Annotated in this window: 12 protein-coding genes, 1 tRNA gene and 2 pseudogenes; 10 read left to right on the top strand and 5 right to left on the bottom strand. The window is 67.4% G+C overall.

Going from position 1 to position 16,171, the window contains the following annotated elements; all coding sequences use genetic code 11:
• Positions 1-23 precede the first annotated feature (23 nt).
• From MKK50_RS21360 to nfi, 5 genes and pseudogenes are all read left to right on the top strand, one after another.
• Positions 24-506 carry a pilus assembly protein N-terminal domain-containing protein gene (locus tag MKK50_RS21360; RefSeq protein WP_253372327.1) on the top strand — a complete coding sequence of 161 codons (483 nt, stop codon included), beginning with the start codon at positions 24-26 and terminating at the stop codon, positions 504-506.
• A 170-nt stretch (positions 507-676) separates the two neighbouring features.
• Positions 677-1,363 carry a 50S ribosomal protein L25/general stress protein Ctc gene (locus MKK50_RS21355; RefSeq protein WP_253372329.1) on the top strand — a complete coding sequence of 229 codons (687 nt, stop codon included), beginning with the start codon at positions 677-679 and terminating at the stop codon, positions 1,361-1,363.
• 103 nt (positions 1,364-1,466) lie between these two features.
• The gene (gene pth / locus MKK50_RS21350; RefSeq protein WP_499025170.1) at positions 1,467-2,099 is read left to right on the top strand and encodes an aminoacyl-tRNA hydrolase; all 633 of its coding nucleotides are present in this window, start codon (positions 1,467-1,469) and stop codon (positions 2,097-2,099) included.
• A 79-nt stretch (positions 2,100-2,178) separates the two neighbouring features.
• Positions 2,179-3,276: a redox-regulated ATPase YchF gene (gene ychF / locus MKK50_RS21345; protein ID WP_015822854.1), complete on the top strand. Its 1,098-nt coding sequence runs from the start codon at positions 2,179-2,181 to the stop codon at positions 3,274-3,276.
• Positions 3,277-3,289: 13 nt separating this feature from the next.
• Positions 3,290-3,952, top strand: a pseudogene (gene nfi / locus MKK50_RS21340) (deoxyribonuclease V).
• A gap of 18 nt (positions 3,953-3,970) precedes the next feature.
• Here nfi and polA read toward each other — a convergent pair.
• Positions 3,971-7,114: a DNA polymerase I gene (polA, locus tag MKK50_RS21335; protein WP_499025168.1), complete on the bottom strand. Its 3,144-nt coding sequence runs from the start codon at positions 7,112-7,114 to the stop codon at positions 3,971-3,973.
• A 501-nt stretch (positions 7,115-7,615) separates the two neighbouring features.
• Between polA and MKK50_RS21330 the strand changes: the two genes are divergently transcribed.
• Together MKK50_RS21330 and MKK50_RS21325 are read left to right on the top strand one after the other, a co-directional pair.
• Positions 7,616-8,041 carry a hypothetical protein gene (locus tag MKK50_RS21330; protein ID WP_499025167.1) on the top strand — a complete coding sequence of 142 codons (426 nt, stop codon included), beginning with the start codon at positions 7,616-7,618 and terminating at the stop codon, positions 8,039-8,041.
• 157 nt (positions 8,042-8,198) lie between these two features.
• On the top strand, positions 8,199-8,717 hold the full coding sequence (locus MKK50_RS21325) for a cupin domain-containing protein (RefSeq protein WP_499025165.1): 519 nt from the start codon (positions 8,199-8,201) through the stop codon (positions 8,715-8,717).
• 17 nt (positions 8,718-8,734) lie between these two features.
• Here MKK50_RS21325 and MKK50_RS21320 read toward each other — a convergent pair whose 3' ends face one another.
• A complete protein-coding gene (locus MKK50_RS21320; protein WP_499025164.1) occupies positions 8,735-9,928 on the bottom strand; it encodes a YihY/virulence factor BrkB family protein in 1,194 nt (397 codons plus the stop codon).
• A 247-nt stretch (positions 9,929-10,175) separates the two neighbouring features.
• Here MKK50_RS21320 and MKK50_RS21315 point away from each other — a divergent pair, with 247 nt between their 5' ends.
• A complete protein-coding gene (locus MKK50_RS21315; RefSeq protein ID WP_253372345.1) occupies positions 10,176-10,877 on the top strand; it encodes a hypothetical protein in 702 nt (233 codons plus the stop codon).
• A 260-nt stretch (positions 10,878-11,137) separates the two neighbouring features.
• On the opposite strand, the gene MKK50_RS21310 is transcribed toward MKK50_RS21315, so the two are convergent.
• From MKK50_RS21310 to MKK50_RS21300, 3 genes and pseudogenes are all read right to left on the bottom strand, one after another.
• Positions 11,138-11,213 (bottom strand) — tRNA-Ala (locus MKK50_RS21310).
• A gap of 271 nt (positions 11,214-11,484) precedes the next feature.
• Positions 11,485-12,279 carry an ABC transporter permease gene (locus MKK50_RS21305; RefSeq protein ID WP_253372347.1) on the bottom strand — a complete coding sequence of 265 codons (795 nt, stop codon included), beginning with the start codon at positions 12,277-12,279 and terminating at the stop codon, positions 11,485-11,487.
• A gap of 68 nt (positions 12,280-12,347) precedes the next feature.
• Positions 12,348-14,370: pseudogene (locus tag MKK50_RS21300) on the bottom strand (OPT family oligopeptide transporter).
• Positions 14,371-14,541: 171 nt separating this feature from the next.
• Between MKK50_RS21300 and MKK50_RS21295 the strand changes: the two are divergent.
• Together MKK50_RS21295 and gntA are read left to right on the top strand one after the other, a co-directional pair.
• Positions 14,542-15,138, top strand: coding sequence for a DUF1989 domain-containing protein (locus tag MKK50_RS21295; protein ID WP_499025161.1), 597 nt, complete (start codon positions 14,542-14,544; stop codon positions 15,136-15,138).
• 275 nt (positions 15,139-15,413) lie between these two features.
• On the top strand, positions 15,414-16,169 hold the full coding sequence (gene gntA / locus MKK50_RS21290) for a guanitoxin biosynthesis heme-dependent pre-guanitoxin N-hydroxylase GntA (RefSeq protein ID WP_499025159.1): 756 nt from the start codon (positions 15,414-15,416) through the stop codon (positions 16,167-16,169).
• Positions 16,170-16,171 lie beyond the last annotated feature (2 nt).

Below are 16,171 nucleotides of genomic sequence, written 5' to 3'. Positions count from 1 at the left end.
ACGCGCGATCGGACCGACCCTTCATGCCCCGCCTGCGCCCTCACCGCCTCCCGCTCCGCGCCGGCCCGGCCGCCCTGGTGCTTCTCGCGCTCACCGCGCCCGTCCGCGCGAACGAGCCGGTGCCGCAGGGCACCGTCTCGGTGCAGGTCGACAACGCGAAGGTGATCCGCCTGCCGGAGAAGACCCAGACCGTCGTGGTGGGCAACCCGATGATCGCCGACATCACGCTGCAGAAGAACGGCGTCGTGGTGCTGACGGGCAAGAGCTTCGGCACCACCAATCTGATCGCCCTCGACGGCAAGGGGGCGATGCTCGCCGAATCGACCATCAGCGTGCAGGCGCCGCAGGCGTCGATCATCACCGTGCAGCGCGGCCTGGATCGGGAATCCTATTCCTGCACCCCGGACTGCCAGCCCTCGGTGCAGCTCGGCGACGCCACCAAGTACTTCGACGACACCAGCAAGCAGGCCGAAGCCCGCCGCGGCATGGCAACCGCGAACCGGTAGCACGCCCATCGTCCGGTCCGCCGTTGCCACCGGGCCCCATTGCGTGTATGGCCCGCCCGCGCCCTTGAGACACCCTTGGAGGCACGGGCGCGCTGGGGAACGGTCGGGCCGTCCGCTTCGGGCGGCCTTTGTCGTTGGCCCGGCTCCATATCTTACAAAAGGATCACGCCATGAGCGCCACCAAGACGCTTGAGGCCGTGGCACGCGACCGGGTCGGCAAGGGGGCCGCCCGGGCCGTTCGTCGCCAGGGCCAGATTCCCGCCGTCATCTACGGCGGAAACCAGGCCCCGCAGGCCATCGCCATCGACCTCATCCGCGCCCGCACCCTGATCTACGCCGGCGGCTTCAAGACCACCGTGTTCGAGATCGATGCCGGCGGCAAGAAGACCCGCGCGATCCCGCGCGACTACCAGCTCGATCCGGTGAGCGGCGTGCCGCTGCACGTCGATTTCCTGCGCGTCGTCTCCGGCCAGACCGTCACGGTCGACGTTCCCGTCCACTTCGTGAACGAGGATCAGGCCCCCGGCATCAAGCAGAAGGGCGGCACCCTCAACGTCGCGCTGCACACGGTCGCCCTCGACGTGGCGCCCGACCAGATCCCGGATGCGATCGAGGTCGACCTGACCGGCCGCGAGATCGGCGACGTGATTCACGCCTCCGACCTGCGCCTGCCAGCCGGCACCTACACGGGTGAGCCGACCGACACGGTCGCCAACCTGCTGCCGCCGACCGTGCTCGGCGCCGAGGTCGAGGCCGAGGAAGCCGCGATCGCCGAGGCGCAGTCCGCCGAGGCGGCCGAGGAGAAGGCGGAAGCCGAGGCCGAGGCCACCAGCGAGAAGAACGAGACCGAGGAGTAAGCCGCAGCGGGCGCCGCGAGCGCCCGCACCTTGCGCATCCATCGATGCCCCGGCCGCCCGGCCGGGGCATTTCCATTTGTCGGGGCATGGATCGGGAGCGCACATGCGGCTCATCGTCGGATTGGGAAATCCCGGCTCGCGCTACGCGCGCAACCGCCACAACATCGGCTTCATGGCCGTGGACGAGATCGCCCGCGTCCACAGGGCGGCCCCGTTCCGCCGCCGTTTCCAGGGCGAGGCCGCCGAGGTGGTGCTCGGCACCGAGCGCGCGATCCTGCTCAAGCCCCAGACCTTCATGAACGAATCCGGCCGATCGGTCGGCGAGGCGCAGCGCTTCTTCAAGATCCCGCTCGCCGACGTGATCGTGCTGCACGACGAACTCGACCTCGCGCCGGCCAAGCTGCGGGTAAAGCTCGGCGGCGGCAATGCCGGGCATAACGGCCTGCGCTCGATCACGGCGCTGTGCGGCAACGAGTACCGCCGCGTCCGCCTCGGCATCGGCCATCCCGGTGACAAGGCGCTGGTGCACGCCTACGTCCTCAACGACTTCGCCAAGTCGGAGGAGCCCTGGGTCGAGGATCTCTGCCGCGCCACCGCCGACCACGCAGCCCTGCTCGCGGCGGGCGAGGATGCGAGTTTCCAGAACAAGGTGCATCTCGCCATGGCCGGCCGCGGCTGGGAGACGGTGAAGACGCCTAGCGAGGCCGGCAAGGCGAAAGCGCGCGACGCGAATTGACACGAAGCCGCCGGACCCCGATGCAGCGGGCTTCCGGGCGCGGCTCCCGACCGATCACAACGGACCTCTAGGACCAGCCATGGGCTTCAAATGCGGCATCGTCGGCCTGCCGAACGTCGGCAAGTCGACCCTCTTCAACGCGCTCACGCAGACGGCCGCGGCCCAGGCCGCGAACTATCCGTTCTGCACCATCGAGCCGAATGTCGGCGAGGTCGCGGTGCCCGATCCGCGCCTCGATGACCTCGCCCGCATCGCCTCCTCGAAGGAGATCATCCCGACGCGGCTGACCTTCGTCGACATCGCCGGCCTCGTGCGCGGCGCGTCGAAGGGCGAGGGCCTCGGCAACCAGTTCCTCGCCAACATCCGCGAGGTCGATGCCATCGCCCACGTGGTGCGCTGCTTCGAGGATGGCGACGTCACCCACGTCGAGGGCAAGGTCGATCCGATCGCCGACATCGAGACGATCGAGACCGAGCTGATGCTGGCCGATCTCGACAGCCTGGAGAAACGCGTCGTCGCCCTGGAGAAGCGCGCAAAGGGCGCCGACAAGGAGGCCAAGGAGTTTTTGGACCTCGTCAACCGCGCCCTGCCGCTGCTGCGCGAGGGCAAGCCGGCCCGGCTCGTGGAGCGCAAGCCCGAGGAGGAGCGGCTGTTCCAGCAGCTTGGCCTGATGACCGCCAAGCCTGTGCTCTACGTCTGCAACGTGGACGAAGGCGACGCTGACAAGGGCAACGACAAGTCTCAGGCCGTGTTCGACCGGGCCAAGGCGGAGGGCGCGGTCGCGGTCGTCGTCTCGGCCAAGATCGAGAGCGAGATCGCGGTGATGCCGGAAGCCGACCAGGCCGAGTTCCTGGAGGCGGTCGGGCTGACCGAGCCCGGCCTGAACCGGGTGATCCGCGCCGGCTACGATCTGCTCGGCCTCGTGACCTACTTCACGGTGGGCCCGAAGGAGGCGCGTGCCTGGACGATCACCAAGGGGACGCGTGCCCCGGCGGCGGCCGGCGTGATCCACACCGACTTCGAGAAGGGCTTCATCCGCGCCGAGACCATCGCCTTCAAGGACTACACCGCGCTGAACGGCGAAGCCGGCGCGCGCGATGCCGGCAAGCTGCGGCTGGAGGGCAAGGAATACGTGGTGCAGGACGGCGACGTGCTGCATTTCCGCTTCGCCAACTGACGGGGCCCGCGGCATGGAGCTTCACCCGCGCCATGCCTGGGACCTGACGCCGACCGAGGCCGTCGCGCTCCAGCGCCGGCTCCGCAGCGAGATCGTGGCCGACCGAGCCATCGATCTCGGCGCGGTGCGGCTGGTAGCTGGCGTCGATGTCAGCGTGAAGAACGAGCGCTCCCGCGCCGCCATCGTCGTCGTGACCTTTCCGGGCTTTCTCCTCGTTGAGAGCGCCTTCGCCGAGCGGCCGACGCCGTTCCCCTACATCCCCGGCCTGCTGAGCTTTCGCGAGGGACCGGTTCTGGAAGAGGCGTTCGGGCGCCTGCGCGCGGAGCCCGACGTCTTCCTGTTCGACGGCATGGGCATCGCCCATCCGCGCCGCATCGGCATCGCCAGCCATATGGGCCTGTGGCTGGAGCGCCCGACCATCGGCGTCGGCAAGACGCGGCTCGTCGGTACCAACGCTGCCCTGCCCGATTAGAAGGGCGCGCACGTCCCCCTGATCGACTGGGGCGAGACCATCGGCGCCGTGGTCCGCACGCGCACCGCCACGCTTCCGCTGTTCATCTCGCCGGGGCACCGCGCCGATATCCCGAGTGCCGTCGAACTGGTCCTGGCCTGCTCGCCGAAGTACCGCCTGCCGGAGCCGATCCGCCTCGCGCACAAGGCGGCCGGCGATTTCTGAAGTCGGGACCGAAAGAGGTCAGTGCGCCTCTTCCCAGTTCCCCGCCGCCCGCGCCTCGACCACCAGCGGCACCCTCAGCGTCAGGGCCGGCGCGGGCGCCTCCTCCATCACTCCGGCGATCACGGGGATCGTCGCCTCCACCTCGTCGTCGGGCACCTCGAACACCAGTTCGTCGTGCACCTGCAGCAGCATCCGCGCGGTGAGCCGTTTGGCCTCCAGCGCCCCCTCCATCCGCGTCATGGCGCGGCGGATGATGTCGGCGGCGGTGCCCTGGATCGGGGCGTTGATGGCTTGGCGCTCCACGCTCGCCCGCTCGGACGGGTTGTTGGAGCGGATCTGCGGATAGTGGCAGACGCGGCCGAACAGGGTCGTCACGTAGCCCTTCTCGCGGCACGAGCGCTTGGTGGTGTCGATGTAGTCGCGGATGCCGGGAAAGCGCTCGAAATACTGCTTGATGAAGACCGAAGCCTCTTCGCGGCCGATGCCGAGGCGGTCGGCGAGGCCGAAGGCCGAGATACCGTAGATGATGCCGAAATTGATGGTCTTGGCCCGCCGCCGCAGGTCGCCGGTCATCTGGTCGAGGGCGACGCCGAACATGGCAGACGCCGTGGCCGCGTGGATGTCGATCCCCTGCTCGAACGCTTCGCGCAGTTGCGGGATGTCGGCGATGTGGGCGAGCAGGCGCAGCTCGATCTGGCTGTAATCGGCCGAGATCAGCTTCTTGCCCTCGGGCGCGACGAAGGCGCGGCGGATCCGCTTTCCCTCCTCCGTGCGGACCGGGATGTTCTGAAGGTTCGGATCGGAGGAGGAGAGCCGGCCCGTCGTCGTGGCCGCGAGCGAGAACGAGGTGTGTACCCGGTTGGTCCCCCGGTCGGCGTGCTGCTGCAGCGAGTCGGTATAGGTCGATTTCAACTTGGAGAGCTGGCGCCAGTTGAGGATCTTCTTCGGCAGATCGTGGCCGGCCTGGGCCAGCTCTTCGAGGAGCGTCGCGGGCGTCGCCCATTGGCCGGAGGGCGTCTTCTTCGCGCCGGGCAGGCCCATCTTGCCGAACAGCACGTCGCCGATCTGCTTGGGCGAGGAGACCTGAAACCGCTCGCCGGCGTCGTCTTGGATCTCTTCCTCCAGCCGCGCCAGGATCTGCGAGAAGTCGCCTGAGAGTCGGCTCAGCATGTTGCGGTCGATGGCGATGCCGGCCCGCTCCATCCGGGCCAGGACCGGCACCAGCGGGCGCTCCAGCGTCTCGTAGACGGTCACCCGGTGCTCGGCGACGAGGCGCGGCTTCATCATCCGCCACAGGCGCAAGGTGACGTCGGCGTCCTCCGCCGCGTAGGCCGTCGCCTTGTCGATCGCCACGCGGTCGAAGGTGACCTTGTTGCGGCCGGTGCCGGCCACATCCGCGAAGGTGATCGGCTGGTGGCCGAGATGGCGGCGGGCGAGCTCGTCCATGCCGTGCCCGCCCTTGCCGGCATCGAGCACGTAGGAGATCAGCATCGTGTCGTCGAAGGGCGCCACGTCGATGCCGTAGCGGTTGAGCACCGAGAGGTCGTATTTCAGGTTCTGGCCGACCTTGAGCGTGCCGGCATCCTCCAGGAGCGGTTTCAGCAGCTTGAGGGCGGTGTCGAAATCGATTTGGCCGGGCTGCTTGTCGGAGGCATCCGCCCCTGCCCCGCTCTCGCCGAACAGATCGCCGCCCTTCACCTCGGGCTTGACGTGGGCGAGCGGAATGTAGGCCGCCCGCCCCGGCGCGGTGGCGAGCGAGACGCCGACGAGCCCGGCCTTGGCCGCGTCGAGCGCGTCGGTCTCGGTATCGACCGCGATCACGCCCGCTTCGTAGCTCTCGGCGATCCAGGCTTCGAGCTGCTCCACGGTGGAGATCGTCTCGTAGGCAGCCGTATCGAACGGTTTGACCGACTCCGCCGCGCGGGCGCCAACCAGGGTCGCAGGTGTCGGCTCGCTGGCGCCGCGCTTCTTCGCCGGAGCCTGATCCGGCAGATCGAGATCGGCAAAGGGATCGGCCTCGCCCGCCTCGGGCGGGGTTTCCCCAGCCGTCCGCTCGGGTGCGGCGGCGGTCTCGGGATCGACCGGCACGTCGTCGCCGAAGAACGGCACGGCATCACTGCCGCCGGCCGCGTTGGTGTAGGCGTGGGGCTGTGCGCCCGGCAGCAACGCCGGATCAGGCTTGACCGCTTCCGGGTCGACATGGAGCATCTGCGCGATGCGCCGCGTCAGGGTGTTGAACTCCATCGCCTTCAGGAAGCCGACGAGCTTTTGCGGATCGGGCTGCGGCACGCCGAGTTCGTCGAGCGGCACCGGCACCGGCACGCTCTCTTCCAGCGCCACGAGGCGGCGCGAGAGCTTGGCCTGATCGATGTTGGCGAGCAGCATCTCCCGGCGCTTGGGCTGCTTGATCTCGGCGGCCCGCTCCAGAAGTTGAGCAAGGCTGCCGTATTCCTTGATGAGGGCGGCGGCCGTCTTCAGGCCGATGCCCGGCACGCCCGGCACGTTGTCGGAGGTGTCGCCGATCAGCGCCAGCGCGTCGCCGATCTGCTCTGGCGCGAGACCTTCCCACTTGGCGATGATCGCCTCGCGGTCGAGGTTGCGCTCGGGGCGGTAGCCGGGCTTGCCCTTGGCGCCCGACTCGAAATCGTAGAACCGGATCTTGTCCGAGACGAGCTGCATCAGGTCCTTGTCGGAGGACACGATGATGACCTCGGCGCCGCGCGCCTCAGCCTGCCGGGCGTAGGTCGCGATCAGGTCGTCGGCCTCGTAGCGTATCAGCTCGACCGCATGCAGCCCGAAGGCGCGCACCGCATCGCGCATCAGCGGCATCTGGCGCTTGAGGTCGTCCGGCGCGTCGGGGCGGTGGCCCTTGTAGTCGGGGAACAGCTCCTTGCGGAACGAGCCCTCGGACTTGTCGAAGACGATGCCGAGATGGGTTGGTTTCACCCCGGCGGCGCCCTCCTGAAGGAACTGCGCGATCTTGGTGCAGAACAGGCGCACCGCCCCCGTCGGCAAGCCGTCGGAGGGCCGGGTGTTGTACTTCTGGTCCTGATTGATCGACTGGAAGTACGCCCGGAAGATGAAGGACGAGCCATCGACGAGGATCACCCGGTCGTCGGCGCCGACGGGCTTGGCCGGTTGCAGTTGCGTCTCTTCGGTCATCGGTCGAACAGCCATCGGCGAACGGGCCCCCAAGGGCGGGGCCGCCGATCCATAGAGCATTTTCGCCGCTTCAGAACATCGCTCCGTCGCCGGGAAATGCCGCAGGTCCCCGGTTCTCTGGTCCGCGATGGTCGGCATGGCACGGAACCGGTCCCGTTCCTCGCAGGGGCCCCGACGCCACGCGAAAGGCAGAACGCTCGAAAAACTGCCGATCACCGGGCCTATGTGCGCTCGTGCACCGCACAAAACCGAGCCTAGCCAGCGGAGGCAACGCCCTCAAAATGAATGGATTTTTTGGCCGCGCGCAATGTCGCTGCACAAAATTTCGGGCGCAAAAGGTAAATCCGAAATATATCGATGGTGCACTGCGACAAACCCGCTATTGTCACTCAGACAGTCGACCCCAAATCCCGTTCATCGAAGACGGGCGCAGCTAGTTTGATCGAACGTAAGATCAGACGAAGTGGATCGTCGCCCGCATGAACGGATAAAGGATCGATCATGACCAATCGCACCAAAATCACCGCTGCCCTCGCCCTGGCTCTCGGCCTTGCCGCGACCTCGAGCCTCGCCCAGGGCATCGCTTCCGACAGCGCCAGCTACAACCGTGACGGCAGCCTCAACGTATGGGGTGCGCATATCGACCCGGTGCGTGAGCGTGGCGGCCTCCTCGGCGGCGTGGGCAATGTCGTCGGCGGCGTGACCGGCGCGGCCGGCAACATCGTCGGCGGCACGATCGGCGCGGCCGGCAACATCGTCGGCGGAACCGTGAATGCGGCCGGCAACGTGGTCGGCGGTGTCGTCGGCGGCACGGCCAATGCGGCGGACAACATCGCCACGGGCTCAGTCCGCCGCCCGGCCGGTTACACGGCCTACGGCGCCCAGCCGGTCGATCGTGTCGGCTCCTACGGTCGCACCGCCTACTGAGGCTGAATCTCTCTTGGAGTACGATGGAACGGCGGGGCGCGAGCCCCGCCGTTCTCTTGTGTGCAAGCCACAGGAAGGGCACGAAAGGGCACGGGGAATGGCTTCCGGCTTCTGGCGGCCGGACCGCCGGGACCGAAAAGCCCAGGGGAGAATGAACGTGACGCTTCGATCAGGCTCGGCTGCGATCATCGGGAGCGCCGCGTTCGCCCTCGCTCTTTCCTTCTCCCTCGGCACCGCTCGCGCGGCCGGCGAGGCGCATGGAGACGGACCCGGCGCGGTGACCTTGCCGGATGGCGCTGCCGTGAAATGGGAGAAGGGGCCGCCCAACCTTCCGAAGGGGACCGAAATCAGCGCCCTGGCCGGCGATCCGGCCAAACCCGGCCCCTTCGTTCTGCGGATCCGGTTCCCCGCCGACACGGTGATCGCCCCGCACACCCACTCGAGGGCCGAGACGCTGACGATCCTGTCGGGCTCGATCCATCACCAGCACGGCGCGACGATCGACCGGGCCAAGGGCGTCGAACTGCGGACTGGCGGCTTCGTGTTCCTGCCCGAGAACATGCCGCATGCCCTCTGGACGACCAAGGAACCGGTCGTCCTCCAAGTGAACGGAAGCGGGCCGTTCGGCGTGAACTACCTGAATCCGGCCGACGACCCGAGCCAAGCGAAGAACTGATGGAGAGGGAGCGGCCGTCAGGCGGCGGCTCCCACCGTATCCGCCATGCGGGCATCGCGCGTGCCGAGCGGCTGCGGCGCGCCGACCGTCGTATCCTTGGCGGTCTGGTGCTCGATCTCCGCGTTGAGCTGCGCGCCGAGCAGCACGATCGTGGTCGAGATCCAAATCCAGGTCATGAAGCCGATCGCGGCGCCGAGGGAGCCGTAGGTCTTGTCGTAGCTGCCGAAGTTCGAGACGTACCACGAGAACAGCAGCGAGCCGGCCAGCCACAGGAATCCGGCGACTATGCCGCCCGTCGTCACCCAGCGCCAGCGTGGGGCGTCGCGGCTGGGCCCGTAGCGGTAGAGCACCGCGAGCATCAGGATGACGATCAGGAACAGGACCGGCCAGCGCAGCAGGGCCAGCCACCATGCGTCGCCCGACAGGCCCACAAACTGGATCGCCAGCGGCACCGCGACGATGCCAGCCAGCGCGAGCACGACGAAGAGCAGAGCGCCCGCCGTGAAGGCCAGTGAGACAAGGTTGAGCCTGAAGAAGCCGCGCCGCTCGCGCTCGTTGTAGACGAGGTTGAGTGCGTCGAAGACGTGTTTCACGCCGCCATTGGCGCTCCAGACCGAAAGGGCGATGCCGATGAGGGCGGTCAGCCCCAACGTCGTATCACCCTTCTCCGTCACTCGCTTCACCTGCTCGGCGACGATGTCGACGCCCCCCGAGGGAAGGACGCCGCGCAGCGTCTCGATCTGGTGGTTGATGGTCGAAACGTCGGCGATCAGCCCATAGACGGAGACCAGCGCGGCAACGGCCGGGAAGATGGCGAGAAGGACGAAGAAAGTGACGCCCGCCGACACCAGTGTCAGGCGATTCTCGCCTATATCCCGGTAGGTCCGCTTCAGGATGTCCTTCCAGCCTTCGGCCGGCACCTCCGTCGGCGTGTCGGCGGAGCGGCCACGGTTCTGCTCGGTCCGCGCGACCCGATGGGCATCGGCGCCCTCGTGCGAGGGTGACTCCTGGCGCGCCTCATCGCCGCCCGACGCGCCGCGCGCGTGATCGCCGGCACGATCCGCATCATGATCAGTAGGCTGAGCAGACCGGCGTGGAAGAGCGACGATGCCGAGGAGCGCCGTCGCCAGTGCCATGGTCCACAAGGTCGGGTAGCGGGGGTTGTCCACCGCGGCAGCAGCGTCGGGAACGACGCGATCGGATGTAGGCATCGCGGAATGGGCTCCGTCCAGCGCGCGATCAACGGCTGCGCTATTCGGCAACCGTCTGGCCCGAACTTCGGTTCACAGAGACGTGAGCTGGCCGTCAGCAGCCTTTTCCCGCTGCTGCTGCTGCGTATTCGAACGGCGTACTCATGAAAAATTCACATTCGCGCCAAGTTCTCGCCGGAACCGTTAAGATCGGCTCCGGTTGAAAACGCATCGGTCGAACGCGACCGCCTCGCTTCAGGAGCCGTCGATGCCTTCGACCCTGCGCCGCTCCGGACGACGCCTCGCGCTCGTCCTGGCCTCTTCCGCCCTCATTCTCTCCACTGCTGCTGGCGTTCATGCTCAAGAGGGCGGTCTCGGCGGCCTGTTTCAGCAACTTTTTTCGCCGCAGCGGGCAGCGCCCGCCCCGATGGTCGCTCCTATTCAGGTTTACGGCGGCGGCGAGGTCAACGAGCGTTATCGCTGGCGACGGCATCGCAGCACCGCGGATCGGAGCCGGCCGAAGGTGCGTTACGCGGCCCTGCCGAAGGATGACGGTACTGGGATCAGCGGCAAGCAGCCAGTCGACTCGAAGGCGATCGCGGCCAATCCGACCGCGGCGCTTCTCCGCGACGAGACTCTGCGGCCCGGCGACATCGTCGTCATGCCAGGCGGCCCGAAGGTGTTCATGGGCCACGACGATCGCGGTCGCGGCGCCAAGGCGGCCCGCCACCGGATGAGCGACTTCGAGGATGTGAAGCGCTCGCGCGCGATCAATGCGACGACCCGCCGCCAGTTGATGGCGATGATGCTGCCGCAGGGCGCGATGCCCGCCGAGGAAGCCCGTAAAGCGCTCGCGAAAGCCCGCCGTCTGGCTCCGGAGGAAGCGATCGAACCGCTGACCCGGCAGGCTCGCGCCGAGACCGGCCCGAAACCGACTCGCATCATCAGCCCCTGGCAGATCGCTCAGTAGGATCCACGGGGAACGACGGGACCCGCTCGGGCATCAGGCGGCTGTCACAGGATGATCGAGCCTGATCCGAGAGGGCTCTGCAGAGCAGAACCTTCGAGGCTCGTGCTGCGGACCATGCGCGATGGTAGAGGCTTCGATGGAGTGAGTGATGAAGTCCGTGCCGACGGCACTTCGTCCGAACGACAACCCGAACCATGCGGCGGCGGTCGGCATCATCGCGCGACCCGCCCAGCCTCTATGTCATTCTTGGGAAGATATGATGGTGGAGCCTAACGGGATCGAACCGATGACCTCTTCCATGCCATGGAAGCGCTCTCCCAGCTGAGCTAAGGCCCCATCACTTCTGCCGTGACCGTTTCCGGTCCCTGGCCTCGCCGGCGGCGCTGAGTGCGTCGGCGTTGGGCGGTTCTATACGGGGAGGATTGGCGGGACTCAACCCCCTTTTTTCGGGGCGCCGCCGAATTTTTGAGCCGCCTCCTCATCTCCGTACGGCCCAGTTGGAAAACGTCGGTCGACCGGGCCCAGCCCGACGGCGGATCTTCTCTGGAACCGCCGAAACCGAGCTCAAACACCGATTCCGGCTACACCCGGCAGCACCGAAGTCCGGTCACTGCTGGGCCCGAACGACGTAGCGTTCCATGAGAAGACCGATGGTGAGGCTGCCGAAGACCCAGCAGAAGAGATAAAGATAGTCGATCTGAGCAGGAATGGTCGGGTCGTAGGCGAGGCGAACCCATTCAATGAGCTGCGTGATGGGATTCCATTTCATGTAGTAATAAATCTCATCAGGCATATAACACGCCATAAAATACACGCCGCTCGTCAAATACAAGGTGAGCGTCACCAAGATGTAACCGAGTGCCCAACCGGGAAAAACCGAGCAAATCCCCACATTGATCGTCCCGACACCGATTCCGAGCGCGATCGCCGTCAGATATCCAGTGATGGCCGTCGTCATGTCGGCGGGAACGGGATCGACACCGAAGCAGACAAGGACCACAAAAACGAGGCAGACCCCCATGAAGCTGCTGACGATCTCGACAAGGATGCGTGCGACGACGGTATCGAAGCGCTTTACTTGCGGGAAGTAAGTCAGCGGCTTGTGGACCATGTAGCCTTTCATCACCTCGCGGGAGATGTACTGGAAGGCGAGGGCCGGCAATGCGCCCGAAGCGACGAAGACCATCGGTTCGTCACCCATGGGCGACTTCATTCCGCGGAATGTCATGGCGCCAACGATGATCCCGAGATGCACGCAGGGCCAGAGCACCTGTACTAGGTAGCCCCAGTAGTTTCCGCCGAAGCGGCTGCGCATGTCGCGCAGCATCAGGGCGCTGAGGACGCGCAGGTAGACGTCGAGATGGCTCTGCCGGCGCGGCAGGGACGAGGCGTGGGCGTTCATGATATCCGTCGCAACGGGGCGGTCGCGCCCTTATGCTCGCTTGCAATCGCGACGAAATCGAGGACGGGTCAGGCGTCGCTGCGGCGGCCCGTCTCGTCCGTGCGCGAAGCGATGCGGTAGAAGGCGGCGAGCACCAGCAGGAAGACGATGGGGCCGAGCCAGGGCCCTCCCCCGCCGAGCGCATCGGCCGCGAAGGCAAGGGAACCGCCGCGTCCGCTCAGCGTGTCGGCGGCAGCGAGCAGGACGCCGACGACGCTCTCGCCCACGAGGAAGCCCGAGGCCAGCAGCACGCCGCGGCGGCGTCCTCCGGCCCGCGCCGCGTCGCCCGCCCCGCGCAGCCGGCGCTCAGCGAGGCGTCCGACGAGGCCGCCGCAGGCGATCGTCACCACCACCTCCAGCGGCAGGTACATGCCGATCCCGACGGTGAGCGCTGGAAAAGAACGGCCGCTGCGGTGCAGACGCGCCTCCACCGCGACAAGGATCGCCCCGAGGCCCGCCCCCGTCGCCACCATCGACCAGGGCAACTCGTTGCGCACGATGCCGCCGGCAATCTGCGTCATCAGAGCAGCCTGCGGTGCCGGAAGGGCGGCGGCCTCGTCCATGCCTTCGCGCGGAAGGGCGCCGACAAAACCGTAGGCGTTGTAGAGAAGGTCGAGGAGCGGGGCGATCACCAGGGCGCCAACCACGACGCCCGCCGCGAGCGCCACCTGCTGGCGCCAGGGGGTAGCATCGACGAGTTGGCCGGTCTTGAGATCCTGAAGGTTGTCGTTGGCGATCGAGGCGGTGGTGACGACGATGGCCGACAGGAGCAGGACGGCGGCGACGACGAAGCGCTCACCCTCCGGCCCGGCGGATCGGCCGAGCAGCAGCGGGAGCAGCAGCGCGGCGAGGAGCGTCGTCAGGATGCCGATGCCGGAGATCGGGCTGGAGGAGGAGCCGAGAAGGCCCGCGAGATAGCCGCAGGCGGCCGCCATCAGGAAGCCGAAGCCGACCGTGAAGACGGTGGCGACGGCGACCAGCGCGAAGCGCAGACCACCGAGTTCGGCCTCCGCGCTGAAATTCAAGAACAGCCAAGCCAGGGGCAGCGTAAGCAGGAGCGAGGTGCCCGCAACCCAGGTGATCGGCAGGTCGCGCTCCTGGCGCGGCAACCGGCGCAGAGCCTGCCCACCGCCCTGCGCGGCACCGAAGGCGGAACGGATGCTTCCCAGAATCGAGCGGCCGAGGGTGGCGACCGTCCAGATCGCGCCAACGGCGATGATGCCGGCACCGATGAGACGGACCTTCTCCGACCAGACCGCTCTCGCCGTCACCTCAGCAGGGCCGGAGCCGGCCCCGTCACCGAAGGCGGTGAGCAGCGGCACCGCGGCGCCCCAAGCCAGAGCCACGCCCGCCAGAAGGGCGAGGTAGGCGCCGAGCCCGACGAGATACCCCACCCCGACGAGAGCGGGGGAGAAGCCCGTGGCGAACCGGAACAGGGCCGGTCCCACGGCGAGGGTGGTGTGGAGGCCGTCCGCGAGGAGGCGCAAGCCGGTGGTGGCGAAGCCGATCAGCCCGCCCGCCCCCGCCGCGCCCAGCAGGATGCGCAGACCACCCCGGTCGCCGGCCTCACCCGCGTGCAACACTTCGGCGGCGGCGGTGCCCTCGGGATACGGAAGCCCGGCGCCCATCACCAGGGCGCGGCGGAGGGGGATCGAGTAGACGAGGCCGATCAGACCGCCGACGAGGCAGACGGCCGTCGTCTGCCAGAACGGGAAACCGTGCCAGTGGCCGATCAGCACGAGGCCCGGCAGGACCAGAATGACGTTGCACAGCGTGCCGGCCGCCGACCCTTGCGTCTGGACGATGTTGTTTTCGAGGATGCCGGACCCACCGAACAGGCGCAGCAGCCCCATCGACAGCATCGCCGCGGGAATCGAGGTGGAGAAGGTCACGCCCGTCTTCAACCCCATATAGAGGTTGGCGGTCATGAACACGACGGTGATCACCGCCCCGAGCAGAAGCCCTCGGAGGGTGAGTTCGGCGGCATGGCGAGGGTGATCTCCACTGTCCTTGCCACGCGGGGGGGGAGCGTTCGTCGGATCGGGCATCCACGGGCAGGCATCTCCGGTGCCGCCCCGTTGTTCGAGACGTCGACATTTATCGGGAACCCAACGGGGGTCTCGTCCGATCCCCCGTCGTGATGCGGCGGCGGCCAAGCTTGGAGCCGCCGCGGATCGGCACGCGAGCCCGCGGGCCTCACCCGCTGCAAGGAGAGAACGACGGATGAGCCGACCGATGCGCCACGAGATTCCACCGCGCTCGGGGGCGGCCTTCACGCTGGATCGCGGCCAGCGCCTCACCGTGATCGATCCTCAGGGCGAGCAGGTGGCCGACCTCGTGGCTTTCCGCCGAGACGACCTCGATGAGGTGATCTCCTCGGGCCGCACCATCGACTACGCCTCGCGCATCTTCCTGACGACGGGCGACCCGATCTACTCCAACCGCTCCAACGTGCTCCTGCGCATCGTCGAGGACACGGTGGGCCGGCACGACTTCCTGCTCACACCCTGCTCGGCCGACACCTTCCGGATCATCTACGGCGACGAGCACCCCCATCGGGGCTGCTTCGGCAATCTCGCCGAAGCGCTGGCGCCCTACGGAATCGAGCCGGACCGCATCCCGGTGGCCTTCAACGTGTTCATGCACGTTACCATCGATGGGCAGAGCGGCGAGATCGCGGTGCGCCCGCCGCTGAGCCGGGCCGGCGACCGGGTGAGTTTCGTGGCCGAGGCCGACCTCGTCATCGGTCTTACAGCCTGCTCCGCCCTGCAGTCGAACAACTTCTCCTTCAAGCCGATCCATTACGAGATCGAATCTTGAAGTTCCGCGTCCAAGAAACGGTCACGATCGGATAGATTACTGCGCTACGATGCCGCGGCGGATCAAGACAACATATAGATGAAGCCGTATCGTAGCTCATTAGTTATCCCCAGACCCGGCGGAACAATGGGCACAGACTGAGGTTCCTCCGCGCAGTTCATCTTTTCCGGGAGTCGGCGGACTGTGGGTCAGCCGCCTTCTCTCCCACAATCTTCACCGTGCCGGGCCGACAGGCTCGGTCGCGTCGCTCTTTTGTCTGCGTTCCACGAGGTGTCATGCTGCTGCCTACCGACGACACCGGCCATCCGCTCGCTGAGCGGTTCCGGCACTTCATTCGCCAACAGCCCTTCCCTTGCGTCGGCGCCAAGTCCGCTCTGTCCCGCGGCCAGCTCAAGGTGCTGGTCGCCCGAGACGTCGCCTCCGACGGCGACGACGCGCGGATCTACCCGGCGCTGCTGGCCTTCATCTGCCGCTATCGCGCCCGGCGCGACCAGTTCCAGAGCTTCGCCGTGGTGTTCGAAGGCCCCCACCACCTCTCAGAGGAGGCGTTCGAGGCGGCACTCTGGCGGCGGATGCAGTCGTTGTCCGACCGCGACAGCGAGTTAGGTCATGCCCAGGATCCGCGCGTGTCGGCCAACCCGGAAGACACGCATTTTTCGATGAGCCTCGGGGGCGAAGGCTTCTTCATCGTCGGGCTGCATCCCGGCGCGAGCCGCAAGGCGCGCCGCTTCGAGCATCCGGTTCTGGTGTTCAACCTGCACGACCAGTTCGAGCGCTTGCGGGCCGAAGGACGCTACGACCGGCTGCGCGATTCGATCGTCGAGCGGGACGTGGCCTGGGCCGGGTCCGCCAACCCGATGCTTGCGCAGCATGGCGAGCGCTCTGCCGCGCGGCAATTCAGCGGGCGGGCCGTGCCGGACGATTGGGTCTGCCCCTACCACCGTCAAGCAGACGCCGTGGAATGGGACGCGCAACAGGTCGCGGCGGATCTGCGCTCGGGTGCCTTCCTTGCCGGACAGATGGAGGGTTGAGG

This window comes from Methylobacterium sp. J-043 (assembly GCF_022829505.1).
GTDB lineage: Bacteria > Pseudomonadota > Alphaproteobacteria > Rhizobiales > Beijerinckiaceae > Methylobacterium > Methylobacterium extorquens_A.
The sequence above is the reverse complement of the archived record's forward strand: the minus strand, read 5'-3'. Positions and strand labels throughout refer to the sequence as shown.

Coding starts and splice junctions, on each gene's coding strand:
- MKK50_RS21360 (WP_253372327.1), top strand. CDS start 24: ATGCCCCGCCTGCGCCCTCACCGCCTCCCGCTCCGCGCCGGCCCGGCC.
- MKK50_RS21355 (WP_253372329.1), top strand. CDS start 677: ATGAGCGCCACCAAGACGCTTGAGGCCGTGGCACGCGACCGGGTCGGC.
- pth (WP_499025170.1), top strand. CDS start 1,467: ATGCGGCTCATCGTCGGATTGGGAAATCCCGGCTCGCGCTACGCGCGC.
- ychF (WP_015822854.1), top strand. CDS start 2,179: ATGGGCTTCAAATGCGGCATCGTCGGCCTGCCGAACGTCGGCAAGTCG.
- polA (WP_499025168.1), bottom strand. CDS start 7,114: ATGACCGAAGAGACGCAACTGCAACCGGCCAAGCCCGTCGGCGCCGAC.
- MKK50_RS21330 (WP_499025167.1), top strand. CDS start 7,616: ATGACCAATCGCACCAAAATCACCGCTGCCCTCGCCCTGGCTCTCGGC.
- MKK50_RS21320 (WP_499025164.1), bottom strand. CDS start 9,928: ATGCCTACATCCGATCGCGTCGTTCCCGACGCTGCTGCCGCGGTGGAC.
- MKK50_RS21315 (WP_253372345.1), top strand. CDS start 10,176: ATGCCTTCGACCCTGCGCCGCTCCGGACGACGCCTCGCGCTCGTCCTG.
- MKK50_RS21305 (WP_253372347.1), bottom strand. CDS start 12,279: ATGAACGCCCACGCCTCGTCCCTGCCGCGCCGGCAGAGCCATCTCGAC.
- MKK50_RS21295 (WP_499025161.1), top strand. CDS start 14,542: ATGAGCCGACCGATGCGCCACGAGATTCCACCGCGCTCGGGGGCGGCC.
- gntA (WP_499025159.1), top strand. CDS start 15,414: ATGCTGCTGCCTACCGACGACACCGGCCATCCGCTCGCTGAGCGGTTC.